This window comes from Subtercola endophyticus (assembly GCF_021044565.1).
GTDB lineage: Bacteria > Actinomycetota > Actinomycetes > Actinomycetales > Microbacteriaceae > Subtercola > Subtercola endophyticus.
Window position 1 is genome coordinate 2255734 of sequence record NZ_CP087997.1, and the last position, 24492, is coordinate 2280225.

Below are 24492 nucleotides of genomic sequence, written 5' to 3' on the forward strand. Positions count from 1 at the left end.
CCTACGAGATGCGCGCGTTATTAGGTAAGGCTACGCTTACTGAAATGTCTTCTTCGTTCACCAGGCCCTCTCGCCGCGCACTCATAGTGCTCGGTCTCGCGGGCGGCGTCGTGGCCATCGCTCTGGTCAGCCTCGTGCTCGGCAGCAATCTGATCAGCCCGGTCGCCGTGGTCACCGGGCTCGTCGATCCGTCTCAGGATGCGGGCGCCGTCGTATGGGGCTCACGCGTACCCCGCACACTGCTCGGCCTCATCTCGGGGTTCTGTCTGGGCGTCGCCGGGGCCGTGATGCAAGGGCAGACGCGGAATCCGCTCGCCGACCCTGGACTGTTCGGCGTCTCAGCGGGCGCCAGCCTGGCCGTCGTGATCGGCGTCTACGTTCTCGGCACCAGCTCGGTGCTCAGCACGCTCTGGCTTGCACTGGCCGGCGCCACGGTCGCGAGCATCGTCGTGTTCTCGGTCGCCGCACTCGGGCGGGGGCTCGCCAGTCCGGTACCGCTTGCCATTGCGGGCACTGCCGTCTCCGCCCTACTCGTGGCACTCACGTCGTTTCTCGTGCTCTCCGACGAAACGACGCTCGCCGCGTACCGCATCTGGGTCGTCGGCTCGCTCTCGGGGCGCACGCTGACGGGAGTGGATGCCGCACTGCTGTTCGCGGGCGCAGGCATCATTTGTGCAGCAGCGAACATGCGCTCGCTCAATAACCTCGCGCTGGGAACCGAACTCGCCAGCGGACTCGGCGAGAGCCTGGTGCGCGCTCGCCTGGTCGGTCTCGCGGCCATCACTCTGCTCACCGCGGCGGGCGTCGCGCTGACGGGGCCCATCGCGTTCGTTGGGCTCACCGCGCCGCACATCGCCCGTCGTTTGGTGGGCGGCAACCACTACTGGCTCCTCGCGGCGTCGGGGCTCGTCGGTGCGATCGTGCTGCTCGCCTGCGACGTGGTGGGGCGTCTCATCGGCGGAACCGCAGAGGTGCCGGTGGGCGTGGTGTTGACCGTGCTCGGCGGCATCGCGTTCGTGCTCATCGTTCGCCGCGGCCGGATGGCGACGCTGTGACGGGCGATGCGGTGACCGGCAACGCTATGACCGGCGACACTGTGACGGGCAACACAGTGACGGGCAACACAGTGACGGGCGATACCGTGAGCACAAAACACGACATCGTGCGATCGAACCGCGGCCGGGCATCCACACCCCGGGGTGGCGACGGTCAGCGGATGCTCGCGCGGCACACTCGCGGCCGAGTGCTCGTTGTCACCCTCGTCTGCCTGCTCGTCGCGATCGCGCTCGGGCTGATCGGAATCGTGGCGGGCTCGTCATCGCTCTCTGTCGTCGATGTCGCTCGCACGTTGGCCGGCGGCGGCACCCATGGCCAGCAGCTGATCGTCTTCGAGCTGCGACTTCCGCGCGTCGCCGGCGGACTCCTCGTCGGCGCCGCCCTCGGCCTCGCGGGCGCACTGACGCAGACCTTTGCGCGCAACCCTCTCGCGACGCCCGACATTCTCGGCGTCACGTCGGGTGCCGCGCTCGGCGCCGTATCGGCCATCGTGCTGGTGGGTGGCAGCTACACCGTCGGGGCCGGCGCGCTCACGCTCGGCCTGCCGGCGGTGGCGACAGTGGGCGCCCTCGTGACGGCAGCGGTCGTGTACGGCCTGTCGTGGCGCGGCGGAATCGACAGCTACCGGCTGATCTTGATCGGCATCGGCGTCACCGCGACGCTCGGCGGCATCACGGGATACCTCATCGCGCGAGCACAGATTACGGAGGCCGCTTCCGCGTCGCAGTGGTTGGTCGGCAGCCTGTCAGGCATCTCGTGGGCGAGCGTCTGGCCGGTGCTGATTGCTCTCGTGGTGGTGACACCGCTGGCGCTCGTGCAGTCATCGAACCTCGAGGTGACCCAGCTCGGTGACGACATCTCGACCGGCCTGGGTGTCGCCCTTCAACGCCATCGGCTCATCATCATCGTGTGTGCGGTGCTGCTGTGCGCAGCGGCAGTCTCGGCCGCTGGCCCCATCGACTTCGTTGCGTTCGTCGCACCTCAGATCGCACGGCGGCTCACCCGCACGGCGAGACCACCGCTGCTCGCGTCTGCGTTGCTCGGCGCAATCGTGGTGGTCGGGGCCGATGCGCTGGCGCGCGGGGTGCTGCCCGGTGAAGTGCCGGTGGGCATCCTGACCGCCGTGATCGGGGCGCCTTACCTGATCTGGTTGCTGACCCGCCGTTCGAAGAGAGAAGCATTCGTATGACAGCCCACGCCATCGCCCACACCACCGTGCCCCTCGACACGCCGGCACTGCAGGCGCGCAACGTCACACTCGGCTACGAGAAGACGGCGATCTTCGCCGGCCTCGACCTGAGCATCCGCCGTGGCGAGGTGACCACCCTGATCGGAGCCAACGGCAGCGGAAAGTCGACGCTCCTGAAGGCGTTCGGCCGACTTCTGACGCCGAGCGACGGAACCGTCGAGCTGGATGGTCGTTCCCTCCGCTCGAGGTCGACGCGCGACGTGGCGCGGCACCTCGCCATCCTGCCGCAGAAACCGCTCACCCCCTCGGCTACGAGCGTGCGCGACCTGGTGTCACGGGGGCGGCACCCGCACCAGAGCCTGTTGCGCCCGTGGACCCCGCGCGACGCCGAGATCATCGACCGCGCCCTCGCCGACACCGGGCTCTCGGAACTCGCCGAACGTGACGCTGGTTCACTCTCGGGCGGGCAGCTGCAACGGGCGTGGATCGCCCTCGTACTCGCTCAGCAGGCGCCGATCATTCTGCTCGACGAACCCACGACGTTTCTCGACCTGACCCACCAGCTCGACGTTCTTCGGCTGGTGCGGCGCATCAACCGCGAGCGCGCCGCAACCGTTGTGATGGTGCTGCACGATCTGACCCTCGCCGGCCGTTTCTCCGACCGGCTCGTGGTGGTCGGAGACGGCCGGGTGATCGCCGACGGCACGCCGTGGCAGGTGCTGACACCCGACGTGCTGCGACAGGCGTTCGAGCTCGAGGCGATTGTCATCGCCGATCCGAGCAGCGGAACGCCGCTGATCGTACCGATCGACGAAGATCGCGGCCCCGACCACAACACCGGCTCGACGCGTAGGTAAGCTTAGGCTAACCTTACAAACATGAAAGTTCTCACAGCCGCACGTGTCTCTGCGCTCATCCTCGCCCCCGTTCTCGCTCTTGCCGCTCTCAGCGGATGCTCGTCTGCCGGCTCCGCCGACGGCGCCTCGACCGGTGCCGGCTCGACCCTTGCAGCCTCGACGGCGGCAGCCGACGGCCCGTGGAGCTTTACCGACGACACCGGTACGACGATCACCCTCGACCACCAGCCCACGAAGGTCGCCAGCTATAGCGACTACGCCATCGGGCTGATGAGCTACGGCATCGACCCCGTGGCCATCTTCGGCCGGGTCGAGGTTGCCACCGACGACCGGTTCGCGAGCTACGACCTCAGCAACACCGCGGTCGTTGGCAACAGCTACGGCGAGATCGATCTCGAGGCGCTTGCCGCCGCCGCACCCGACGTGATCGTCACGGGCATCTACCCGACAGACCGCGAGGGCACTCTCGACACCACCGCCGCCTACTACGGCTTCGCCGACACCGAGCAGCAAGCGCAGCTCGAGAAGATCGCTCCCGTCATCGCCATCGAGGTCGGCGGCAAGGGAATGGATGTCATCGCGAGCATCAACCGGCTCTCAGAGGCACTGGGGGTCAGCGATGAGACCGTCGCCGCAGCGAAGACGACGTTCGACGCGGCCGCAGCAGACCTCACCGCAGCCGCCGCAGAGACCAAGCTCGAGGTGACGCAGATGTACGCCGATGCCGACGGAATCTACGTGGTGAAACCGGCCGACGAGCCCGAAACCGAGCTGTACCGCAGCCTCGGCGTGAACTTCACCGATCTGAACCCCACGGGCTATTACTACTGGGACATCTACAGCTGGGAGAACGCGGCCCAGATGATGTCTGGTGATGTGCTGCTGGTCAATGTGGAGGGCTACCAGGCCGCCGAGCTGACGGGCCAGCCGACCTTCGCGGCCCACCCTGCTCTCGTAGCGAGCCAGGCGCACACGTGGAACGGCGCCGCCCTCGACTACGCCTCACAGGCCGCGCACATGACCGAACTGACGCAGATTCTGCGCTCATCGAAGGCGCTCTGATCGGGCGAGCCGAGCGCCCCGCGGCGGCGGCGTCGGCAGTGGCGGCGTCGTCGGCGGTGGTGTCGGCGGCGGCGTCGGCGTCGGCGTCGGCGGCAGCGTCGGCGTCGAGAAGCAACGTCGGGTCGTTCGACCTGTACAGCGAAACCATCGGCGCGGGCGAGCCCGTCGTTCTGCTGCACGGCGGCTTCTGCTCGCTCGAACACCTACGCCCGCTGGCCGAACAGCTTGCCCGCGAATTCGAGGTGTTCGCGTTCGAGCGCCCCGGCCACGGGCGGTCGCCCGACCGCGCTGGGGCGTTCAGCTACGACGACGGTGTCGCTCAGACGGTCGCGTTTCTCGACGCGGCGGGTCTCGGATCCGCACACGTGGTGGGCTTCAGCGACGGAGCAGTCATCGCCCTGATGCTGGCCACCGAGCATCCGGAGCTCGTTCGATCGCTCGTCGCCATCAGCGGCAACCTCTCCCCCGAGGGCTACACAGGCACCGCCGACGACGTCTCGGCCGGCGACATCTCAGCCAGCGAGATGGCTGACGGCCTGGACTCAGCGCTGCGCGCCTACGGCGAGCTGTCGCCCGATGGTGCCGACCACGCACCGGTAATTCTCGAAAAGCTCGCCGAGCTGTGGATGTCCGGGCCGAACATCCAGACGGCCGACCTTGCACGCGTCGATGTGCCTACCCTCATCGTGTCGGGCGAGTTCGACACCATCGACCCGCAGCACAGCAGACTCATCGCGGACTCGATACCCGGCGCCCGACTGTGCATTGTGGCGGGCGCCACGCACGACCTGATCGACGAGCGGCCCGCCGCGGTGTTCGGCGCCGTCGCACGGCATCTCAGAACGGCGCGACGCCCGAACGGTTGATGAACGTGCCGGTCGGGCCCTCGCCGCCGCGGGTCGCGAGTTCGACGATCGCGTCTGTTCCTTCTTGCACGGTCTGGTAGCCGCTGTTGCCGTTGAAGTCGGTGGCCGTGTAGCCCGGGTCAGCCGCGTTGATGCGAATCTCGGGGAACGCCTTCGCGTACTGCACGGTGAGCATCGTGACCGCCGATTTCGACGACGTATATAGAGGCGCGGTGATGGTCGATTCGACGTGTTCGGGGTCGAGCACGAAGGCGAAGGATCCCATGCCGCTCGTCACGTTCACGATGGCCGGCGCGCTCGACTCACGCAGCAGCGGCACGAATGCGCTGGTCATGCGCACGAGGCCGACGACGTTGGTGTCGTACACGGCGAAGGCGTCGGCGGCGGTCAGCTCGGCGGCCGGCGAGTGCGAACCGACGATTCCGGCGTTGTTGATGAGCACGTCGAGTCCGCCTGCGGCCTTGAGGGTGGATGCCGCGGCGGCGACGGATTCGTCACTGGTGACGTCGAGCTGAACGAAGCGAGCCCCGAGCTCGGCGGCCGCCGCGGTGCCTCGTGCCTCGTCGCGGGCGCCGATCCACACGGTGTGGCCGGCCTCGATGAGCCGCCGGGCGGTTTCGTAACCGAGACCCTTGTTGGCTCCGGTGATGAGGGTTGTCGTTGCACGTACTCCTGGGGCGATGTCTCCTGGGGCGATGTCTGCTGGGGCGATGTCTGTTGTCATGGTTCGAGTGTTCCCCGCGACCGTCGGCCTGTCGTGGCCCGGCTCAGCATGTGGATCGGCAGTACCACGCAGCATCCGGAGCTCGGTGACAGACTGGCCAGATGGATGATATTGGCCAAATGGATGAGACTGGCCAGATGGATGAGACGCCGCCCGGCAATCACGGCGACCTCGGCGCGCTGCTGCGGTCGTGGCGAGACCGGCTCTCTCCCGCCGACGTCGGGCTCTTCGCCGGCGAGACCCGTCGCGCGGCCGGGCTGCGCCGTGAAGAACTCTCCGCGCTCGCCGGGCTGAGCGTCGACTACATCGTGCGGCTCGAACAGGGCCGCGCCCGGCACCCTTCGGTTCAGGTCGCCGCCTCTCTCGCTCGCGCGCTGCAGCTGACCGGCGCCGAGCGTGATCACCTCTTTGTGGTCGCCGGGCTGCTGCCCCCGTCGCCGAGCGAAGTGCCCGCGCATATTCCGCCGGGAGTGCAACGCCTCGTGGCCCGTCTCGGCGAGATTCCGCTGGCTGTCTTCACGGCCTCCTGGGATCTGATCAGCTGGAGCCCGCTCTGGGCGGCCCTGCTCGGCGAACCGGTTCGGCCGCCGTCGGGGCGGCCCAACCTCATCCGCTCGCTGTTCAGCGACACCGCCCTGCACAGCGGCGAGGGCTTCATCGTGAGTCGCTCGGGCAGCGTCGACGGTTTCGGCGCCTCGCTCGTCGCCGACCTGCGCCGGGTGCACGGGCAGTATCCGGATGATCGCACGGTGACAAGCCTCATCGACGAACTCGTGGCATCGAGCCCGGCGTTCCGCGAGCTGTGGCACAGCGGTTCGGTCGGCGAACACCAGTCCGAGAGCAAGGTCGTGCGCAACGCCATCGTCGGAGACGTCGAACTCGACTGCGACGTCTTCAGCGTGGCCGGAACCGACCTGCGCATCGTCGCCTACACGGCGGCAACGGGTTCTGCCGCAGCGGCGAAACTCGACTTCTTGCGGGTGAGCGCGGTGCAAGCGAGCACCGGCTCGACCGTTCACGTGCGCTGAGCTGTGCCAGCACCGCGCTCGACCAGCTCCGAAGCGAGCGCCGAGCTCTTCTCCTGCCGCCGGGCCGGAACATACAACGCCGCCCCGACGATGCTGAACGCCCCCGCCACCACGAACGCGAAACCCGGCGACGTCGCACCGGCGAGGGGAACCAGAAGCAGCGCCCCGAGGCTGTAACTGCCGCCCGACACCATCGAGTTCATCGACAGCACCAGCGCCCGGTTCGACTGCGACGCCTGCCGATGCAGCAGGGCGCTGTGCATCGGCCCCGCCGCTCCGTGCGTCAGGTATGCCAGCCAGTACGCCACGATCAGCCCGAGCGGTCCGGCGACGAGACCCATGACGACAACGAACAGTCCGTTCAGAATGCGAGCCACGATCGCCGTGCGCGCCACCCCGATGCGCCGGCTGCCGAACCCCGCCACCACGGCACCCGCCGCGAACAGCGCCCACGCTGCCGCCGATGCCGGGCCGAACAGCGCGGCCGCGGCATCCTCTCCCCCCAGATCGTCGGCCAGCCGTACCGGGGTCAGCGTCTCGAACGCCACCATCGCGATGCTCCAGAACACCTCGACGAGCACCAGAGAACGCAACACTCTCGAGGTTCGCATGAGGCGCAGGCCCTGCCCGATGGTTCGCGGAGCCGCGCGCAGAGCCCCCGTCATCACCGCGGCGCGCCGGGCACCGGATGCCCGCACCGGAGCCTCACGCACCAGCACCCCGAGCAGCACGGTGTGGGTCGCGTAGAGCACAGTGGCGACGGCGAACGGCAGGGCGAGCGCCGAAATCTGAGCCGGCGCAGCAACCTGCGCCAAGGGACTCCACGCCACCAGCGCTCCTCCGATGAGCGCCCCGACGGCGATGGCGATGCCCAGGGCCATCGCGGCCAGGCTGAGGCCACGCTCGATCGGGGGCGCGTCAGTGCTAGCGCGGGCGGTGCCGGCACGGGCGGTGCCGGCGTGCGAAGTCCCGGCGTGGGCAGTGTCGGGATGGGCAGTCCCGACCTGAGCAGAGCCGGCGTGGGCAGAGACCGCATCCACATACCAGGCCTCCAGCGGCCCGGAGTCGAGCGCGCGGAACACCCCCTGCAGCACCATGGCCAGCGCGAACATCCAGAACGACGACGCCGCCAGAAGGAGCGCGGTCGACACCACCGCAACAACACCCGAGGCGATGAGCAGCGGCCGACGGCCGAGCGCATCGGCCAATCCACCCGTCGGCAACTCGAGGCCGAGCACGACAAACCCCTGAATCGAGAGCAGCACACCGACCTGCGCCAGCGAAAGCCCACGCTCGAGCGGCAGCAGAACCGTGAGTCCGAACACCAGTCCGACGGGCAGCCAGCGCGTTGCGGTGAGCAGCACCAGGCGGTGTTCGGCCTGGCGGGCGGCGAGGGGGGCGCCGCTCATCGATCCGTACCCGTCATCGATCCGCGCCCATCACTGATCCGCGCCCATCACTGATCCGAGCCCATCATCGATCCGCGCCCATCACTGATCCGCGCCCGGCGCCTGCAGATCGACCGGACTCGTGAACGTGTGCACGTGAACCCGCCGTGCACGCTCGTCGCCCTCACCGAGCGTGCGGTATCGGTCGAGCAGAGCATCCAGATCGGCCTTCAGAGCGGAGGCCTGCTCAGGCGTGACGAAGACGAACGAGTCGTTGAGCCCGAACACATCGACCCACTCCGCGGGCCAGGTCTCGGCGACGTCGAGCCACTGTTCGGCGCGCGTCGCGAGCTGCCGCACGTAGTCGCGCTGCAGCCAGCCGAGCGCGGTGCGAGCGTCTTCGTCGCCGTCGAAGTCGGAGTTCTTCCACGAGTGGTAGTCGGTGGATGCCCGCCAGAGCCGCCTCCGCCCCGCCCCCTCGCCCGTGTCGGTGACCAGCCCCACCGACTCGAGCGCGCGCAGGTGGTAACTCGTCGCACCCGTGTTCGTCGAGAGGATGCCCGCCAGCTCGGTCGCCGTCAGCGGCCCGTCGACTCGCAGCCGGCCGAGAATGCGCGACCGCAGCGGGTGGGCGAGCACCCGCACGGCTCGTTCGTCGAGCTGGATGCCCGTGTAGGGCCGCGGCGCCGCGCTCTGGTTCGCAGTCGGGCTTTCGGTCGGGTGGTCATCCGTGGCTCCGGGGCTGTCATCCATGACTCCGATTCTGCCACGCACACTTTCTATGCACAAGAGTCGTGCATAAGTGCTGTGCATGCAGATAACCGTGCCGGGTGAGAGAGTGGAACCGTGACTTCCGAGCCTTCTCGCGCCCGCCTGGGCCTTGGCCTTGCCGCCATCGGGCGCCCCGCCTACATCACCGTCGGGCGCGACGCCGATCTCGGAGCGGGCGAGACACGCTCGGTCGAGGCCCTGCGCGAACGCGCGCATCGCCTGCTCGACGAGGCTTGGCGGCTCGGTATCCGGTACATCGACGCGGCACGGTCGTACGGACTGGCCGAACAGTTTCTGGGCTCGTGGCTCGCCGAGCATCCGCACCGCCGGGCCGAGCTCACCCTCGGCTCGAAGTGGGGTTACGAGTACGTCGGCGACTGGCAGCTGAACGCCGAGACGCAGGAGAGAAAGCAGCACTCGCTGCGGATGCTCGACGAGCAGTGGCCGCAGACCCTCGAGGCGCTCGGTACGGTGCCCGATGTGTACCTCATCCATTCGCTCACGCCCGTCAGCCCGGCGCTCGGCGACGCGGCCCTGCTCGACCGTTTACGTGAGCTCGCGGCGAGCGGAGTGCGCATCGGGTTCTCGACCAGCGGGCCGAGTCAGGGAGCGATCATCCGGGCCGCGCTCGCCCTGCCCGACGCGCCATTCAGCGCAGTTCAGACCACCTACAACCTGCTCGAACCCTCGGCCGCGCCCGCTCTGACCGAGGCGCACGACGCGGGGTGGCTCGTGGTGGTGAAGGAGGCACTGGCGAACGGCCGGCTGGTTTCGCTCATGGCCGAGGCGCTCGGTGTGGCGGTGCGCCAGCCGTGGGCCGACATCGTGCTGAGCGGAGCCGTCACCCCCGCCCAACTGCGCGAGAACCTCGAAGCCGCCGCTGCCCCATCCGCTCTCTCGCCCGCTCCCCCACCTGCTCCCCCGTCCGCGCCGCTCGACCCGGACGCCGACGCGCCGCTCGAGCTCGACGCGCTGGCGGCGTTCGCCGCCCTCGCCGAGGATCCCGCTCAGTATTGGGCGGCCCGGAGTGCGCGACCGTGGCGGTGAGCGGCAGGGATACAGGAGCCGCCGGGCCACTCGGAGCACGCGGGGCACGCGGAGTGGTCGGCGTACTCGGGGTGGGGCGCATGGGGCGGCCGATCGCGCGCACACTCGCCGCGGCCGGATTCGACGTCACCGCGTTCGACGTCGAGCCCGCGCGGCTCGCGGGGCTCGACGCGCTCGGAGTTCGTACCGCCGCATCGGCCGCTGCCCTTGCCGCGGCGAGCGATCTGCTCCTCACCGTGCTGCCCGGGCCACCCGAGATCGAGCGGGCCATGGCGGGCACCGGCGGCGCAGCAGGCTCAGGCGGCAATGGCCTGCTCGACCACCTGCGGCCCGGCGCCTGCTGGCTCGACCTCAGTAGCAGCGATCCCGACCTCATGGCGCGACTCAGCCGAGACGCGGCCGACCGCGGCGTGCTCACGGTCGAAGCCCCTCTGGGCGGCGGGGTCGAGGCGGCCGAGGCGGCAGAGCTGTCGTTCTTCGTCTCGGGCGAGGCCGCGGCGATCGAGCTCGCGCTCCCCGTGCTCGCGGCCCTCTCCGCCAGGGCCGAGCCCGGCGCGATCCGTCGCCTCGGCGAAGCGCCCGGCGCGGGCAACACCGCAAAACTGCTGGCGAACCTGCTCTGGTTCGGCCAGAGCATCGCCGTCACCGAAGCCCTCTTGCTCGGCAGCAGACGCGGTATCGATCCGCGAGCGCTGCAGGATGCCCTCACCGGCAGTGCCGGCGGCAGCGCGTTCATCGACCGGCACCTCGACCGGTTGCTCGCCGGAGACGACATGGCCACGTTCGGCCTCGACCGCGTTGTGGAAGAGCTCGACACGCTCACCCGCCTGGCGGCAGATGCCGAGCTGCCGTTCGCGCTGTCGAACCTCGTGGCGGGCATCCACCACCGCGCACTGCAGCGCTTCGGCGCCGTCGACGGCGAACTTCTCGCGGCGCGGCTGCTCGAAGCGGAGGCCGGCATCTCGCTGGTCGACGAAGCGCCTGCAGACACGCACACAGCGCCCCCATCACCCGCGCGATAGGCGCCGGGCGCAGGCACGTCAAGGGGTGCCCTGCGACGCACACCCCGCAATACCGTGAAGCCATGCCCTCGATCTACACGCCCCAAGACCCCATTCACCAGTACCCCAACCCGCCCTTCAAACCACAGCAGCAGTCGGCCCCGGGCGACGTGCACAAGATGGATCCGGAGCCCGATCACGGCGAGAAGAGCTACGTCGGCTCGGGCCGGCTCGCGGGCCGCAAGGCCGTCGTCACCGGCGCCGACTCGGGCATCGGCCGCGCTGTGGCAATTGCTTACGCGCGGGAGGGAGCGGATGTCGCGCTCTCGTACCTCGCCGAAGAACAGGCCCAGGCCGAAGAGGTCGCCGCGCTCGTCGAGGCCGCCGGCCAGAAGGCGCTGCTGTTTCCCGGCGACCTGCAAGACGAAGCGACCAACACAGCGCTCATCGAGAAGACCGTCGAAGAGTTCGGCGGCCTCGACATCATCGCCATCATCGCGGGCACCATGCCGACCGTCGACAGCATCGACGACTTCTCGACCGAGACGCTCGACCACGTTCTGAAGACCAACATCTACCCGCTGTTCTGGCTCACCAAGGCGGCCTCACCCCACCTGAAGCCCGGCGCTTCGATCGTGACCTGCTCGAGCATCCAGGGCTTCAGCCCCTCGCCTGCGCTGGCCGAATACGCGGTCTCGAAGGCGGGCATCGCCAACTTCACCCGGGCAATGGCGCAGCAGCTCGCCGAGCGCGGCATCCGCGTCAACGGCGTCGCCCCGGGCCCGGTGTGGACCCCGCTTCAACCCGCCTTCGTGCCGAACGAGAAGATCGAGTCGTTCGGCAGCGAGTCCGCCTACGGCCGCCCCGGTCAGCCGGCCGAACTCGCCCCGCCCTTCGTGCTGCTCGCCTCGCAAGAGGCCAGCTACATCAGCGGCGAGACCATCGCCGTGACGGGCGGAACTCCGGTGCACTGATCCGCGGCCTGGCACGAGCTCGGCGACAAGCGCGCCGTGCTGCTCGTGCAACTGCCGCCGACCATGCACCGAGACGACGAGCGCCTGCGCTACTTTCTGGCGCAACTTCCCCCCTGGCTGCGCGTGGCGGTCGAGCTGCGGCACGAGAGCTGGAACCACGACGACGTGTTCCGCCTGCTCGAGCAGCACGGGGCCGCCTATTGCGTCATGAGCGGCGCGAACCTGCCCTGCGTGATTCGGGCGACCTCCGAGATCGTCTACCTTCGCCTGCACGGGCCCGACCATACTTACCTCTACGGCGGTTCGTACTCCGACACCGACCTCGCCTGGTGGGCCGACCGCATCACCGAGTGGAACACCTCCGGCCACGAGGTCTACGCCTACTTCAACAATGACGGTGGCGGCAACGCCGTGCGCAACGCTCGCACCCTGAAGTGGATGCTCGGCGAACGCCTCTGAGTTTGCCCTGCCGCACGCCACAAGCACTCAAACGAATCCGCTATACTCGATTAATCGTCATCTATACATCTGGGGTGCTCTTATTGCGGTGACACTCACAAGACTCACTACGCTCACAAGGACTCACAAGGACTCACAAGGACTCACAAGGACTCACAAGATCACGTGCTGAATCCCTTCCGACCCTCCGCCGGTGCAACGCCTCCAGAAATTATTGGGCGATCCGGCCTTCTCGACGAGTTCGCCTATGGTCTCACGCTGCGATCCGGAGCTCCGGGGTTACTGACTATCTTTACGGGCGCACGTGGAATCGGAAAAACGGTCATGCTGGGCGAAGTGCACCAGCGGGCCCGCGACGAAGGCTGGGCGATCATTTCCGAAACCGCGACACGCGGGTTTGTCGCTCGCATCGGAGCAGCGATGGGACGACTCTGCGACGATTTAGGTGACGGACCGCCCTCCCGCCGCATTACAGGCGTCGCAGCGGCCGGATTCAGCATCACGACGCAACTGCCGCCAGAGAGCCAAGTGGACTGGAGAACAACTGCTGAGACATTACTTCGAATCCTTGACTCCCATCAGACGGGCCTCGTCATCACAGTCGATGAGATTCACGCGGCGGATCGCGACGAAATCGCCCAACTCGCCGCGAATACGCAGCATTTCACCCAGGAGGGACTTCCTATCGGCTTGGTGTTCGCCGGATTGCCCGCAGCTGTTTCCGATCTGCTCAACGCGGGCGTCGTCACGTTCTTGCGCCGCGCAGACAAGATCGATCTGCACGCTGCTGCAATTCGTGATGTAGAAAATTCGTATTCGCGCACCTTCGCGGCGGCCGGATTCGCACTCGGGCCGGACGTGATCCGTGATGCCGCCGAATCGACCGGGGGTTACCCATTCCTCATCCAACTTGTGGGCTACTTTCTCTGGCGGGAGTGCGAGAGAACTCCGAATGCGCAACTAGGCACAGCCCGGGCGCAGGAGGCAATCGCTGCAGCACATCGACGCAACGCCCGAACGGTGATCGAAGCAGCGCTGTCTACCCTGTCTCACAAAGATCGTGATTACCTCATCGCAATGACGCTCGACAACCAAGCATCAGCCTCGGGCGACATCGCGCGCCGCCTCAATCTCAAACCGAATGCCGCCGCAAACTATCGGAATCGTCTTCTCACGGCCGGGCTCATCGAGCCGGCCGGATACGGCCGAGTCGCGTATGCACTACCCGGCCTACGAGAGCATCTGGCCAAGGCCTCATTGGAATGACTAGTGAACAGGATCCATCGCCAATAGCTTAGGTGCTACGCGTCGCCGGCGACCGCGCTCGCGGTGCTGCCCGCATAGAGCTCGGCGGCACGCCAGCAGTACCACGACAGCACGCTGCGGTAGGGGCGATAGGGCTCACCGAGCAGCAGCAGTGCTTTCTCAGTGGGGGTCGGCACCTTCCACGCGAGACCGTAACCTTTGCGAATGCCGAGATCGCCGGCCGGCAGCACGTCGGGCCGCCCGAGGTGGATCATCAAGAAGATCTCGGCGGTCCATGGCCCGATGCCGCGCACCGTGACGAGGTTGGCGAGAATCTCATCGTCGCCGAGGCCGGCGATCGTCTCATCGTCCAACGGCACCGTTCCGGCGCGCACCTTCGCCGTGAGGTCGGCGATCGAGGCCGCCTTGGCGCCAGAGAGCCCGACGGCCCGAAGGTCGGTGACGGATGCCCGGGCGAGGCGCTCGGGCACGACGTCGTTCTCGAGCAATGCCTCGAGACGGCCGTAAATGGCTCGGGCGGCGGGCCCGGCGAGCTGCTGGTACGTGATCGCGCGCACGAGTGCGGCGAAGTTCGACTCGGGTTGCGGCACGAAGTCGATCGGACCGGTCTGCTCGACGAGGGCCGCGATCACGGGGTCACGGTCGGCGAGCGCTTTTGTACCCTCGGCGAACATCACCGCGTCGACAGGCGTCATGGCAGAACTCGGCCCGCAGCATCCATTCCCCGAGTAAAGCACACAGGTTGCTCGTGGCATAGGTTGTTAGTGACACAGGATGCTCGTGGCACAGCCGGTCGGCGAAACAGCCGGCCAGCGGCACAGCCGGTTAGTCTGGGCACATGGCCATCGACCGCATCCGTCACTTCATGGCCGCCGCAGACGCGCTGAACTTCGCACATGCCGCGCGCGCCGAAGGCGTTTCGCGTGCCACTCTCGTCGCCTCGGTGAAAGAACTCGAGGCAGAACTCGGGTATCCGCTGTTCGACTACTCCGCAGAGACCACCACCCTGACCCCGGCCGGCGAGGCGCTGCAGCAGACGACGTCGGTGCAGTGGGCGAAGTCGGCCGCGGCCGCTGCCGCCGACGTTCGCCCGCCCGGCGGAAAGGCGAAGGCGTCGAAAGGCAAGGGCCGCGCGCCGGCCGTCAAGGGTGCGCCGCGCGTGGGAAAGCGGCGTCAGGGGCGCTGAGTCGCGAGCGTGACGCCCGGGCATCCGCTCGGCCGGCCCCGGGCATCCGGAATCGTCAGCGCGTGATCGCGGGGTAGTCGCCAGCCTCGAGGTCGTCGATCAGACTCGGGTGGGTGGGCTGCCAGCCGAAACGTTCTCGCGTCCAGGCACTCGAAGAAGGCTGATCGACGGCGAAAACTGCGCCGAGAAAGCCGAACGTCTCGGCGGCCACAGGCTCCGTCGGAACGTCGAGTTGTCGCCCGATGATCTCGGCGAGGGTGCGCATCGCGTCGCCTTCATCAGCGACGGCGTGCACCACCGTGCCCGGGTCGGCCTGCTCGATCATCAGGCGAAAGAGCGTCGCGGCGTCACGGCGATGAACGGCCGGCCAGCGCTGGCTGCCGTCGCCGATGTATCCGGAGACGCCGGTGCGCTGTGCTGCCGCGATGAGCATGCTCGCGAAGCCGTAGGCCACCTGGCGCTCGTGCACCGAGCGGGGCAACCGCACGACCGCTGAACGCACGCCCTTCTGAGCCAGATCGAGCACGGCTTGAGCGTTGCGGCCGCGCCCACCGACCGGCCCCTCGGTCACCGCCGGATCAGACTCGATCGATGCCCGGCCCGCCACGCCGGGCGTGCCCGAGGCGATGACGAACGGCTTGCCCGTCTCGACGAGCGCGGCACCGAGGGCGTCGATCGCAAAGCGCTCTTCGGCGATGCCCTTCTCGAAATTGGTGAAGTCGTTGCTGAAGGCGAGGTGGATGACCCCGTCTGACTGCCGGGCTCCGGCCGAGAGGATGCCCGCGTCATCCATACTCCCGCGAAGTACCGCCGCGCCCGCGGCCTCGACGACGGCGGCCGAGCGATCGGACCGCGCAAGCCCGAGAACCTCGTGACCGGCGGAGATGAGTTCGGGCACGACGGCTGAGCCGATGCCTCCCGAGGCACCTGTGACAAAAACGCGCATGAAAGACTCCTCACTGATGCGACTTGTGTCCCATCACCCTAACACCGTGATGGGACTTTTGTCGCATCGTGAGAATCCGCATCGTTAGAATGGAGGCATGCCTCGTTGGGAACCAGATGCGCGCGAGCGGTTCGTCGTGGCGGCACTGCAGCTGTTCTCCGACCAGGGCTACGACAACACGACGGTCGCCGAGATCGCCGATCGGGCCGGGCTCACGAAGAGCACGTTCTTTCGCCACTTCAGCGACAAGCGCGAGGTGCTCGCCGCCGGGCAAGAGACCCTGTCGAAGCTGCTCGCCGAGGGCATCACCGCCGCCCCCGCCGACGCCACACCACTCGGAGCCGTCGAGGCCGGCCTGCAGCACGCCGCCGAGGCGATGACCGAATTCAACCGCGAACTCGCCCCCCGACTCGCCGCCGTCATCGCCACCAGCAGGGAGCTGCAAGAGCGCAACGCGCTGAAGCAGGTGGGCATGGCTGCTGCGATGGCGGATGCCCTCACGAAACGCGGGGCGTCAGAATCCGTCGCCACCACCGCCGCCGAACTCGGCGTGCTCGCGTTCAAAGACGCCTTCGCCGAGTGGACCGCCGAGGGCAATGTGCACGAGCTGTCCGAGCTCACCCGGGCATCCCTCGATCGGCTGCGCACAGCCGTCACTCAGTTGGGCTGACAGCTGGGGCTGAGCATCCCGGACCCCCACAGCTAGGGTCTGTTGCTGGGTGGATCTTCACCCTCGAGCCCGCTCGACGAGCCGAGAAACATGTTCGGCGAGGTCGAGTCGTCGAACTCGGCGTCGAAGTCCGTGTCGAAGTGCGCGTCGAACTCCGGGTCGAACTCATCCGCGGCCCGGGCGGAAGGCGCGGCCGGCGTGAGCTGAGCGAGCTCTTCGGGAGGAATCGTCGTGATGGTTCCGGTGTCGGTTCGCACCAGATGGTGTTTGGCCAGCGTCTCGTCACGCTGGCGAATGAGAAACTCACGATTCGCGGCGTTCGCGTCGGCGAACATCGTCGTGCGCCCCGACGTCACCCGCTTCACCCGACGCCACTCGAGGTAGTGCTTGCCGACGAACATCAGCACCAGGCCCACGACCGCGTACGACACCATCATCGTGATGCCGCGCGCGCACCCAGGGCCGACCCCGTAGAGAACGCGCTTGAGCATCTCGGTGATTCCGCTGCCGACCACCACATTGTTCAGCCAGGCGAACGGTTCGGGCATGAACCACGACGGATACGCCGCCCCCGACGACGGCATCGACAAAAAGATGAACACGACCATCGCCGGCACCGCAATGAACCGGCCCGCGAAATAGCTCGCGCCGTTCACCGTGAGGCCGATAGCCACGATCCAGCCCCAGGCGATGAGAAACAGCGCCCCGAAGTGCCCGTGCACAGCGCCGATGACCGGCCCGGCGAGAACATTCGTGATGAGCGAGATGAGCGCGCCCCCCACCACGATCACCGCGATACGGGTGCGATGTTTCAGCGGTGCGCCCATCAGGCCGATGAACATGGCCACCATATATCCGCCGATGCACCACGCGAGCATCAGGTACAACGACACCGTTCCGTACTCGTCGTACGAGGGCAGCGGCGCGAGATCGACGACGGTCGGCACGGGGGCGCCGGTCGCCGCGCGGGCAGCGAGAACTGGCGTGATCATCGCAGGCAACAGCGCGGCCACCTGATACTGATGCGCCGATGCCTTGTAGATGGTCGAGGTGCTCGGGTCGAACGCGACCGCCACCTGCCCCGTCGTCACCGCCGCCTTCGCCTCCTCGACCGTGTCGAACGAGCGAACGGAGAGCACTCCGGGTAGAGCGGTATCGAACTCGGTCTGCAACTGTTCGCTTGACGAACCGACCACCCCGACGGGCACATCATGCGGATGCGGCGAGTGAAACGCAGCAATGTAGCAGAGGCAGAACGCCACGATGAAGAACAACGGCAGCCACAACTGCAATCCGATGAGCTGAAGCGACGGATGCAACGTGGAATACCACCGGCGATACGCGCTCACTCGCGGCTTTCGTTCCAGGCTCTGGGCTGATCCGCCCGCGCTCGATGCTGATGCGCCTGTGCTCTGCGCCGATCCGCTCGCGCTCTTTGCTGACCCGCTCATTGCTCGACCGCCTCCCGGTGCCCTCCACGTTACCCGCGGCGTCCGTCTTCCCGAGCTGCAGCACGTCGCCGTGCTCATCTGTTCTGCGCGTCGCGGTCAATCCACTTCTCGAAAAAGCCCCCAAAACGCGCGCTAGAGGGGCTTTTTCGAAAAGTCGATGCTCGGGCCCGGGCACCCGACCTCCGCAAGACGGTCAGCGAGGCAACAGCACAGCCCAGGTTGATGTGACAGAGTGGTCGCACCGGTGGTGTCGCGGGCGGTGCTGCGCAGAAGTACCGCCTGAGGAGACCATGCGCGCCGCTGACCAGATCACCGTGTGCCCGCCCGGGCCCGCCAAAACAGGCGGCGCCCATGCCGGGCCATGACGCATTCCTCAAGGCCGTCTTCGACCTGAGTGCCGCCGGGGCAGCAGGAACGAATCTCTGCCTGCCCTTCGTCGAAGGTCTGCCGATCATCCGCGCCGCCATCTCGACCCTCGGCGACCCGTTCGGGTCTGAAACGGTGTGCGCCAGCGACGATGAGGCGGCGCGCCTGGATGAACTGCAGATCGACCTCGGCGAAGGCCCGTGCTGGCAGGCCCTGTCGTCGCGGCGGCCGGTGATCGAGCCCGATATCCAGAACTCGCCGAACCCCGATTGGCCGACTCTTTCGGCAAGCATTCAAGATGCCGGAGTGCGCGCGGTGTTCGCGTTTCCGCTCCTTGTCGGGTCGCTGCGAGTCGGCGCCGTAGATCTGTACGCCGACACCGTCGGCACCCTCACACCGGGCGAAATCGACGATGCGGCGACGCTCGCTGGCATCGCCGCCCGGCATATCGTGTCGGGAGCGCTCGAGCGAAACGCGCTCGAACAGCCGCCGTCGGTGTTCTCCCGGCGCGAAGTGCACCAGGCCACGGGAATGGTGCTGACGCAGCTCGGCGTCTCGGCAGCGGATGCACTGCTGATCATCCGGGCACACGCCTTCGCCGAGGGGCTGACGGTGCGCGAGGTGGCGGCGACGATCGTCGACCGCAGGCTGATATTCGGCCATGGCTCCACACCGAACGGAACGTAAGATATGCACATGAAGGGCGAAGCGCGGCAGAACCAACTGGTGGAGACGCTGGTGACCCTCGCCGACACGCTCGTCGCCGGTTATGACGTCATCGACCTGCTGCAGACGCTCGTCGAGAAGTGCGCGGCGATTCTCGACGCGGCCGACGTAGGCATCATTCTGGTGGGCACCCGGGGCGACCTCGAGACAGTCGCCTCGACCAACGAGCGCAGTCACCTGCTCGACCTGATGCAGCTGGATGCCGGAACCGGCCCCTGCGTCGAGGCCTACCTCTCGGGTTCCGTCGTCTCGGTGCCGAACGTCGAAAAAGTCGAAAAGCGCTGGCCGGTGTTCGCCACCGGAGCTCGCGAGCTGGGGTACGGATCCTCTCACTCGGTGCCGCTGCGCCTGCGCGACACCACGCTGGGCGCCCTCAACGTGTTTCGCGACCGCACCGGCTCGCTCAGCGACGAAGACATCGTGGCGGCGAAGGCTCTCGCCGATGTCGCGACCATCGGCATTCTGCAAGAGCGCGCCATTCGCGAGGCCGGCATCGCCCGCGAGCAATTGCAGCACGCCCTCGACAGCCGGGTGATCATCGAACAGGCCAAGGGCGTTCTCGCGCAGTCACGCAACATCGACATGGATGCCGCGTTCAAACTCCTGCGCCAGACATCCCGCAACTCGGGCACGGCCATCGGCACGACGGCGCACGGCATCGTCGACGGAACGATCAGCCTGCCGGCCTGATCTCGGCGAACAGCACCGACCATGGCGAACCAGGGCCACTCGACACGGCTCTTGACACTCGAGACCTGGAACGACTTCGCCACCCTCGTCGAAGCCAACAACGGCGTGTGGGGCGGATGCTGGTGCATGGGCTTTCACGCCGAAGGCTTCACCGGCTCGATGGGCCGAGACGACAACCGGGCCCGAAAGCTGGCGCACGTCAGTGACAAGACCTGCCATCAGGTGCTCGTCTACGAGGGCGATGAGTGCGTGGGGTGGTGCCAGTACGGCACCCCGGCCGAGATTGCCGGAATCAAGAACGCCAAGGCGTACCTGAAAGAGCTCGACTTTCTGCCCGACTGGCGCATCGGCTGCATCTTCACCGGCAACGGCCATCGTGGCGGCGGTGTCGCTCGAACAGCGGTGGAGTCCGCCCTCGAGGCCATCCGCGACGCCGGCGGCGGGTTCGTCGAGGCGTACCCCGAGCAACAAGACGAGCGCCCGCCGCAACGGGGTGCCTACTTTCAGACCGGCCCCGAGTCGCTGTACACGCAGTTCGGTTTCGAACGAGTGCGACGAATCGCCAAGTGGCGCTGGGTGATGCGCACCGAGCTGCGACGCACGAGCTGCGACGCACGAGCTGTGCCGCACACGGTGTGACTCAGCCGTCGAGGGCGCGGCGGATGCTCGCCAGCACGGTCTCGGCCGCAGCATCCGACTCGAAAGCGGCGACCACCACACGCGACCCGGCGCGGGCCGGCACCTCTGCGCCCGCCGTCACACGACGCCGGAACGAGTCCGCGAGATCGCCGAGCTCCCCCTGAAGGTGCTTCACCGCGTCGGTTTTCTGTTCGGCGAACCAGGTGCGCAGAGCGTCGTTGTGCACGGCAACAGACGCCGCGGCATAGGCGCTGGGCATCCAGCCGCGCGACTCGTCGTCGACGAGGTGCGCGTTCAGATGCGCGCGAAAGATGCGCTCATATCGATGCGCCATGACGAGTTCACGCTCGCGCAACGAGGGGTTGCTGCGCAGCAGAGCGCGGCGCTCCAGCGTCGCCTCCGGCCGGGAGACGTGGTATCTGATCACCGTGAGGCACGCCTTGTTGACGGCGTCGAACGCATCGCCCTCGCTGTCGGCCAAGACGCCACCCAGACGCTCGAGCAGGTACGTGTGGTCGGCGAAGACGATCTCTTCTTTGGTTCCGAAACGACGAAAAAAGGTACTCCGGCTGACGTCGAGCACGTCAGCCAGCTCGTCGACCGATGTCGAGTCGTAGCCCTGCTGCGCCAAGAGATGAATGGCTGTCGCCGTGACGTCGGCCGACGACAGCGAAGCGGGGTCAGAAGGAGCCATGCCTCAAAATCTACGCGACGGAGAGCCGATTCGAGCCCGGATCACCCAAGAAACTGAAACTCAGTTTCTTGACTTGACACTCAGTCTCATGCTTAGCTTAGTGTAACGAAAGGCTTTTCCACGATGACAACGGAGTCCGAGGTTCACGTCGAGTATGCGGTACTGCCCGGCCGCGCCAGAGAGAGCGCACTGGTTCACGTGGGCGATCCTGCCAGCAGAAAGCCCGTCATCTGGGGCAGCGAACGACTCGCCTCGCTCACAGCGGCATTCGATGACATCGAAGCGCACGAGGTCGAGGCCGTCGTGCTGCTCGGCAGCGCGCATTCCTTCGGCGCCGGAGCCGACCTCACCGCGCTGGCCGCCGCGCGAACCGCCGACGATGCCGCAGAGCTCGGGGCCGAAGGCTGGAGTACCTTTCGCCGGCTGACCGAGTGGGATGCCCCGAGCTTCGCCCTGATCACCGGGTTCGCTCTCGGCGGCGCCCTCGAACTCGCCCTGTTCGCCGACTACCGCCTGGCCCGCAGCGACACCCGCGCGATCGGACTTCCCGAGGTGCGCCTCGGCCTCGTACCCGGCTGGGGCGGCATCCATCGACTGGCTCGGCTCGCCGGCCCTCGCGTCGCCTACGACGTAGCTGTGCGCGACTCGCGCCGCGGAACAAGCCTCAGCGCTGACGACGCCGCCCGGCTCGGCATCATCGATCAGGTGGTTCCAGCCGCAGACTGGAACGAGCAGTGGCCGGCCGCCGTGGCCGCACTGCTCCCGTCATTCACCCCGCAGCGCAGGCAGCGGCGACCAAGCGATGAGGAGTACGCGGCCCAGCTCGAGACGGTTCACAGCGACTTCGCGCGTTCGAGGCCGACCGTCAGCGCCGCACCCGCTTGCGCGGTCGAGCTTCTCGACGCGGCTCAGACAGAGACGCTCGACGAGGCCCAAGCCGCCACCACGGCAGTCTTCGCCGAGCTGCTGCTCAGCGACGCCGGGGCGGCAAGCCTCTACGCTTACCAGCTCAGCCGTTCGCCGGGCCGGCTTCCGGCCGACCTCGCCGTCGGCTCCGCTCAACCCGTCGAGCGCGCCGCCGTCATCGGCGCCGGACTCATGGCCAGCCAGCTCGCCACCCTGCTGGTGCGGTTCGGCGGCCTGCCCGTCGTGCTCACCGACCTCGACCAGGCGCGCGCCGACCGGGGCGCCGAGCTCGTTCGCAGCCAGCTCGCCACAGCGGCCGAGAAGGGCCAGCTCAGCGAGACCGAAGCCGCTCGGTTGAGTGCGCTCGTCTCCGCGAGCGCAGAGCCCGGTGCTATTGCCGGCGCAGACTTCGTCATCGAGGCGATCTTCGAGAACATGGCCGCGAAGAAGCAGGCCCTCGCCGAGGCAGAGAAGCACCTTGCACCCCATGCACTGCTGGCGACCAACACCAGCTCGTTGTCGATCTCCGAAATGGCGGATGATCTGCAGCACCCCGAGCGAGTCATCGGCTTTCACATCTTCAACCCCGTCGAGAGTGTGCCGCTGGTCGAGATCATCCACGGCCGACAGACCGACGAAGCGACCGTCGCCACTGCGCTCGAGCTCGCCGCAAAACTCAAACGGCAGGCGATCGTTGCGGCCGACTCCCCCGGATTCGTGGTGAATCGTCTGCTCACGCGCCTGTACGACGTGGTCATGACGACCATCGACGCCGGTGGCGACCCGCTCGTCGTCGACCACAGCATCGACGACCTCGGGCTGCCGATGAGCCCACTGCGGCTGCTCGACTTCGTGGGGCCTGCCATCCAGCTGCACGTCAGCGAGACGATGCACGACGCTTTTCCCGATCGGTTCAGCCGCCTCGAGTGGCTCACCCGCGTGGTCGATGGTGGTCTGCGCACTGTGCTACAGCGCGACCAGACGCTCACCGCCGAGGCGGCGGCGCTGCTACCCGCGCCAGACGAAAGCACAACCGGCGCCGAGCTGGCCGCGAGCGTTCGCACGGGCATCCTCGACGCCCTGACCGACGAGGTCGACCGCATGCTCGCCGAAGGCGTGGTCGAGCGGGCCGAAGACATCGACAAGGCCATGATTCTGGGTGCGAACTTTCCGTGGGCGCTCGGCGGGCTCACTCCCTACCTGCGCAGCAGAACCGAAAACACACGGAAAAACAGTGAAGGCGAGACCCGATGAGCACCACCCGCACCCTGCTCGGCACCGAAGAGCCGGAGTACGAGCTGACCGAGGCGCTCGACCCCGACGTCGCCGGCGTCTTCGCCGACCTTCCCGAGGCCGATCTCGCGTTCCGCGATCGTGCGCGTCAGTTCGTGAACACCGAGATACTTCCGGTGATCGACGACTACTGGAACCGGGCCGAGTACCCGGTGCACCTGGTCAAACGGCTCGGCGACTTCGACCTGCTGCGTGACGGCATCGATGTCGAGGGCTTCGCCCACCAGAGTGCTCTCGCCGCTGGTCTCGTGATGGCCGAGATCAGCCGCGGAGACGGATCGATCGGCACCATCATCGCCGTACAGGGTGCCCTCGCCCTGCGCTCGATCGCCCTGCTGGGCAGCGCGGAACAGAAGGCCGAATGGCTGGTTCCTCTTGCGACAGGCGAGAAGCTCGGCGCGTTCGGGCTCACCGAGCCGACCCACGGATCGGATTCCGTGAGTCTTGAGACCGTCGCTCGCAGCGTGAATTCGGGCAGCGCCGATTCAGGCAGCGTCGACGGCGGCTACGAGATCACCGGCCACAAGAAGTGGATCGGCAACGGATCGGTCGGCGACGTCACCGTCGTCTGGGCGCGGGGCGACGACGGCAAGGTGCACGGTTACCTCGTGCCGCAAGACGCGCCCGGCTACAGCGCCGAGGTCATCACCAACAAGGTGTCGCTGCGTGCCATCTGGCAGGCGCGCATCACGCTCGACGCCGTGCGCGTGCCCGAGTCGGCCCGACTGGCCGAGGCGAACAGCTTCGCCGACACCTCGCGCGTGCTGCAGGCGACCCGCCTCGGCGTCGCGTGGGCCGCCCTCGGCCACGCCACCGCGTGTTACGAGACGGCGGTGCACTACTCTCGCCAGCGCATCCAGTTCGGCCGGCCGCTCGCTGCCTCGCAGATCGTGCAAGAACGGCTCGCCCGCATGCTCAGCGAACTGACGAGCATGCAGACGCTCATCGTGCAGCTGACCCGCCGAGACGAAGCCGGCGCGCTGAGCGGCCCGGCGGCCGCCCTCGGCAAATACACGGCGACCCGCGCCGCACGCAGCATCGCAGCGAACGCCCGCGACCTGCTCGGCGGCAACGGCATTCTGCTCGACAACCGCGTCGCCCGGCATTTCACCGACATCGAGTCGCTGCACACCTACGAAGGCACCGAAACCGTGCAGGCCCTGCTGATCGGCCGCGATATCACCGGAATCTCGGCATTCACCTCCTAACTGCACACGAACAAACCACGAAGAAGGAA

The 24492-nt window shown here is 67.6% G+C and carries 24 protein-coding genes and 1 pseudogene; 18 read left to right on the forward strand and 7 right to left on the reverse strand.

Annotation, left to right across the window (positions count from 1 at the left end):
* The first annotated feature begins 44 nt into the window (after window positions 1–44).
* Genes LQ955_RS10545 through LQ955_RS10565 form a run of 5 tightly spaced genes read left to right on the forward strand, consistent with a single transcriptional unit; the run spans window position 45 to window position 5030 of the window.
* On the forward strand, window positions 45–1055 hold the full coding sequence (locus tag LQ955_RS10545; protein ID WP_231024501.1) for a FecCD family ABC transporter permease: 1011 nt from the start codon (window positions 45–47) through the stop codon (window positions 1053–1055).
* 26 nt (window positions 1056–1081) lie between these two features.
* Window positions 1082–2245, forward strand: coding sequence for a FecCD family ABC transporter permease (locus LQ955_RS10550; protein WP_231024502.1), 1164 nt, complete (start codon window positions 1082–1084; stop codon window positions 2243–2245).
* Window positions 2242–3102, forward strand: a complete 861-nt coding sequence (locus tag LQ955_RS10555; RefSeq protein ID WP_231024503.1) for an ABC transporter ATP-binding protein — start codon at window positions 2242–2244, stop codon at window positions 3100–3102. Before LQ955_RS10550 ends, LQ955_RS10555 begins: the two co-directional genes overlap by 4 nt.
* A 21-nt stretch (window positions 3103–3123) precedes the next feature.
* Entirely contained in the window at window positions 3124–4164 is a 1041-nt protein-coding gene (locus tag LQ955_RS10560) for an ABC transporter substrate-binding protein (protein ID WP_231024504.1), read from the forward strand.
* 38 nt (window positions 4165–4202) lie between these two features.
* Window positions 4203–5030: an alpha/beta fold hydrolase gene (locus LQ955_RS10565; protein WP_231024505.1), complete on the forward strand. Its 828-nt coding sequence runs from the start codon at window positions 4203–4205 to the stop codon at window positions 5028–5030.
* Here the strand turns inward: LQ955_RS10565 and LQ955_RS10570 are convergent.
* The gene (locus tag LQ955_RS10570; protein ID WP_231024506.1) at window positions 5002–5754 is read right to left on the reverse strand and encodes an SDR family NAD(P)-dependent oxidoreductase; all 753 of its coding nucleotides are present in this window, start codon (window positions 5752–5754) and stop codon (window positions 5002–5004) included. The genes LQ955_RS10565 and LQ955_RS10570 overlap by 29 nt on opposite strands.
* A 101-nt stretch (window positions 5755–5855) precedes the next feature.
* On the opposite strand from LQ955_RS10570, the gene LQ955_RS10575 reads away from it, so the two are divergent.
* Window positions 5856–6782, forward strand: a complete 927-nt coding sequence (locus LQ955_RS10575) for a helix-turn-helix transcriptional regulator (protein ID WP_231024507.1) — start codon at window positions 5856–5858, stop codon at window positions 6780–6782.
* Here LQ955_RS10575 and LQ955_RS10580 read toward each other — a convergent pair.
* Together LQ955_RS10580 and LQ955_RS10585 are read right to left on the reverse strand one after the other, a co-directional pair.
* Window positions 6770–8191 (reverse strand): MFS transporter, encoded by a 1422-nt coding sequence (locus tag LQ955_RS10580; protein WP_231024508.1) that lies wholly within the window; start codon window positions 8189–8191, stop codon window positions 6770–6772. The genes LQ955_RS10575 and LQ955_RS10580 overlap by 13 nt on opposite strands.
* An 81-nt stretch (window positions 8192–8272) precedes the next feature.
* Window positions 8273–8923: an ArsR/SmtB family transcription factor gene (locus LQ955_RS10585; RefSeq protein ID WP_231024509.1), complete on the reverse strand. Its 651-nt coding sequence runs from the start codon at window positions 8921–8923 to the stop codon at window positions 8273–8275.
* Between the two features lie 93 nt (window positions 8924–9016).
* On the opposite strand from LQ955_RS10585, the gene LQ955_RS10590 reads away from it, so the two are divergent.
* From LQ955_RS10590 to LQ955_RS10610, 5 genes and pseudogenes are all read left to right on the forward strand, one after another.
* Complete coding sequence (locus tag LQ955_RS10590) at window positions 9017–9988, forward strand: aldo/keto reductase (RefSeq protein ID WP_231024510.1); 972 nt, start codon at window positions 9017–9019, stop codon at window positions 9986–9988.
* Between the two features lie 53 nt (window positions 9989–10041).
* On the forward strand, window positions 10042–11010 hold the full coding sequence (locus LQ955_RS10595; RefSeq protein ID WP_255713569.1) for an NAD(P)-dependent oxidoreductase: 969 nt from the start codon (window positions 10042–10044) through the stop codon (window positions 11008–11010).
* Between the two features lie 62 nt (window positions 11011–11072).
* Window positions 11073–11963, forward strand: a complete 891-nt coding sequence (locus LQ955_RS10600; protein WP_231024512.1) for an SDR family oxidoreductase — start codon at window positions 11073–11075, stop codon at window positions 11961–11963.
* A 9-nt stretch (window positions 11964–11972) separates the two neighbouring features.
* Window positions 11973–12422, forward strand: a pseudogene (locus LQ955_RS10605) (DUF72 domain-containing protein); the annotation flags it as partial.
* 165 nt (window positions 12423–12587) lie between these two features.
* Window positions 12588–13688, forward strand: coding sequence for an ATP-binding protein (locus LQ955_RS10610; protein WP_231024513.1), 1101 nt, complete (start codon window positions 12588–12590; stop codon window positions 13686–13688).
* Between the two features lie 35 nt (window positions 13689–13723).
* On the opposite strand, the gene LQ955_RS10615 is transcribed toward LQ955_RS10610, so the two are convergent.
* Window positions 13724–14383 carry a DNA-3-methyladenine glycosylase family protein gene (locus LQ955_RS10615; RefSeq protein ID WP_231024514.1) on the reverse strand — a complete coding sequence of 220 codons (660 nt, stop codon included), beginning with the start codon at window positions 14381–14383 and terminating at the stop codon, window positions 13724–13726.
* Between the two features lie 143 nt (window positions 14384–14526).
* Between LQ955_RS10615 and LQ955_RS10620 the strand changes: the two genes are divergently transcribed.
* Window positions 14527–14874 carry a helix-turn-helix domain-containing protein gene (locus tag LQ955_RS10620; protein WP_231024515.1) on the forward strand — a complete coding sequence of 116 codons (348 nt, stop codon included), beginning with the start codon at window positions 14527–14529 and terminating at the stop codon, window positions 14872–14874.
* A 55-nt stretch (window positions 14875–14929) separates the two neighbouring features.
* Here LQ955_RS10620 and LQ955_RS10625 read toward each other — a convergent pair whose 3' ends face one another.
* Window positions 14930–15820, reverse strand: coding sequence for an SDR family oxidoreductase (locus tag LQ955_RS10625; RefSeq protein WP_231024516.1), 891 nt, complete (start codon window positions 15818–15820; stop codon window positions 14930–14932).
* Window positions 15821–15917: 97 nt separating this feature from the next.
* On the opposite strand from LQ955_RS10625, the gene LQ955_RS10630 reads away from it, so the two are divergent.
* Window positions 15918–16490 (forward strand): TetR/AcrR family transcriptional regulator, encoded by a 573-nt coding sequence (locus LQ955_RS10630; RefSeq protein WP_231024517.1) that lies wholly within the window; start codon window positions 15918–15920, stop codon window positions 16488–16490.
* A 32-nt stretch (window positions 16491–16522) separates the two neighbouring features.
* Here LQ955_RS10630 and LQ955_RS10635 read toward each other — a convergent pair whose 3' ends face one another.
* Window positions 16523–17941 carry an ABC transporter permease gene (locus LQ955_RS10635; protein ID WP_231024518.1) on the reverse strand — a complete coding sequence of 473 codons (1419 nt, stop codon included), beginning with the start codon at window positions 17939–17941 and terminating at the stop codon, window positions 16523–16525.
* 351 nt (window positions 17942–18292) lie between these two features.
* Here LQ955_RS10635 and LQ955_RS10640 point away from each other — a divergent pair, with 351 nt between their 5' ends.
* The 3 genes from LQ955_RS10640 to LQ955_RS10650 are packed head-to-tail and all read left to right on the forward strand — an operon-like array spanning window position 18293 to window position 20362.
* Complete coding sequence (locus LQ955_RS10640) at window positions 18293–18994, forward strand: GAF and ANTAR domain-containing protein (RefSeq protein WP_231024519.1); 702 nt, start codon at window positions 18293–18295, stop codon at window positions 18992–18994.
* A gap of 9 nt (window positions 18995–19003) precedes the next feature.
* On the forward strand, window positions 19004–19723 hold the full coding sequence (locus tag LQ955_RS10645) for a GAF and ANTAR domain-containing protein (RefSeq protein WP_231024520.1): 720 nt from the start codon (window positions 19004–19006) through the stop codon (window positions 19721–19723).
* Between the two features lie 51 nt (window positions 19724–19774).
* Window positions 19775–20362, forward strand: coding sequence for a GNAT family N-acetyltransferase (locus tag LQ955_RS10650; protein ID WP_231024521.1), 588 nt, complete (start codon window positions 19775–19777; stop codon window positions 20360–20362).
* Between the two features lies 1 nt (window position 20363).
* Here LQ955_RS10650 and LQ955_RS10655 read toward each other — a convergent pair whose 3' ends face one another.
* Window positions 20364–21056 (reverse strand): TetR/AcrR family transcriptional regulator, encoded by a 693-nt coding sequence (locus LQ955_RS10655; protein WP_231024522.1) that lies wholly within the window; start codon window positions 21054–21056, stop codon window positions 20364–20366.
* Between the two features lie 123 nt (window positions 21057–21179).
* Here LQ955_RS10655 and LQ955_RS10660 point away from each other — a divergent pair, with 123 nt between their 5' ends.
* Entirely contained in the window at window positions 21180–23216 is a 2037-nt protein-coding gene (locus LQ955_RS10660) for a 3-hydroxyacyl-CoA dehydrogenase NAD-binding domain-containing protein (protein ID WP_231024523.1), read from the forward strand.
* Complete coding sequence (locus tag LQ955_RS10665; RefSeq protein WP_231024524.1) at window positions 23213–24463, forward strand: acyl-CoA dehydrogenase family protein; 1251 nt, start codon at window positions 23213–23215, stop codon at window positions 24461–24463. The genes LQ955_RS10660 and LQ955_RS10665 overlap by 4 nt, the downstream gene beginning before the upstream one ends.
* Window positions 24464–24492: the final 29 nt, after the last annotated feature.

Coding starts and splice junctions, on each gene's coding strand:
- LQ955_RS10545 (WP_231024501.1), top strand. CDS start 45: ATGTCTTCTTCGTTCACCAGGCCCTCTCGCCGCGCACTCATAGTGCTC.
- LQ955_RS10550 (WP_231024502.1), top strand. CDS start 1,082: ATGACCGGCGACACTGTGACGGGCAACACAGTGACGGGCAACACAGTG.
- LQ955_RS10555 (WP_231024503.1), top strand. CDS start 2,242: ATGACAGCCCACGCCATCGCCCACACCACCGTGCCCCTCGACACGCCG.
- LQ955_RS10560 (WP_231024504.1), top strand. CDS start 3,124: ATGAAAGTTCTCACAGCCGCACGTGTCTCTGCGCTCATCCTCGCCCCC.
- LQ955_RS10570 (WP_231024506.1), bottom strand. CDS start 5,754: ATGACAACAGACATCGCCCCAGCAGACATCGCCCCAGGAGACATCGCC.
- LQ955_RS10575 (WP_231024507.1), top strand. CDS start 5,856: ATGGATGATATTGGCCAAATGGATGAGACTGGCCAGATGGATGAGACG.
- LQ955_RS10580 (WP_231024508.1), bottom strand. CDS start 8,191: ATGAGCGGCGCCCCCCTCGCCGCCCGCCAGGCCGAACACCGCCTGGTG.
- LQ955_RS10585 (WP_231024509.1), bottom strand. CDS start 8,923: ATGGATGACAGCCCCGGAGCCACGGATGACCACCCGACCGAAAGCCCG.
- LQ955_RS10600 (WP_231024512.1), top strand. CDS start 11,073: ATGCCCTCGATCTACACGCCCCAAGACCCCATTCACCAGTACCCCAAC.
- LQ955_RS10615 (WP_231024514.1), bottom strand. CDS start 14,383: ATGACGCCTGTCGACGCGGTGATGTTCGCCGAGGGTACAAAAGCGCTC.
- LQ955_RS10620 (WP_231024515.1), top strand. CDS start 14,527: ATGGCCATCGACCGCATCCGTCACTTCATGGCCGCCGCAGACGCGCTG.
- LQ955_RS10625 (WP_231024516.1), bottom strand. CDS start 15,820: ATGCGCGTTTTTGTCACAGGTGCCTCGGGAGGCATCGGCTCAGCCGTC.
- LQ955_RS10630 (WP_231024517.1), top strand. CDS start 15,918: ATGCCTCGTTGGGAACCAGATGCGCGCGAGCGGTTCGTCGTGGCGGCA.
- LQ955_RS10635 (WP_231024518.1), bottom strand. CDS start 17,941: ATGAGCGGGTCAGCAAAGAGCGCGAGCGGATCGGCGCAGAGCACAGGC.
- LQ955_RS10640 (WP_231024519.1), top strand. CDS start 18,293: ATGCCGGGCCATGACGCATTCCTCAAGGCCGTCTTCGACCTGAGTGCC.
- LQ955_RS10645 (WP_231024520.1), top strand. CDS start 19,004: ATGAAGGGCGAAGCGCGGCAGAACCAACTGGTGGAGACGCTGGTGACC.
- LQ955_RS10655 (WP_231024522.1), bottom strand. CDS start 21,056: ATGGCTCCTTCTGACCCCGCTTCGCTGTCGTCGGCCGACGTCACGGCG.
- LQ955_RS10660 (WP_231024523.1), top strand. CDS start 21,180: ATGACAACGGAGTCCGAGGTTCACGTCGAGTATGCGGTACTGCCCGGC.
- LQ955_RS10665 (WP_231024524.1), top strand. CDS start 23,213: ATGAGCACCACCCGCACCCTGCTCGGCACCGAAGAGCCGGAGTACGAG.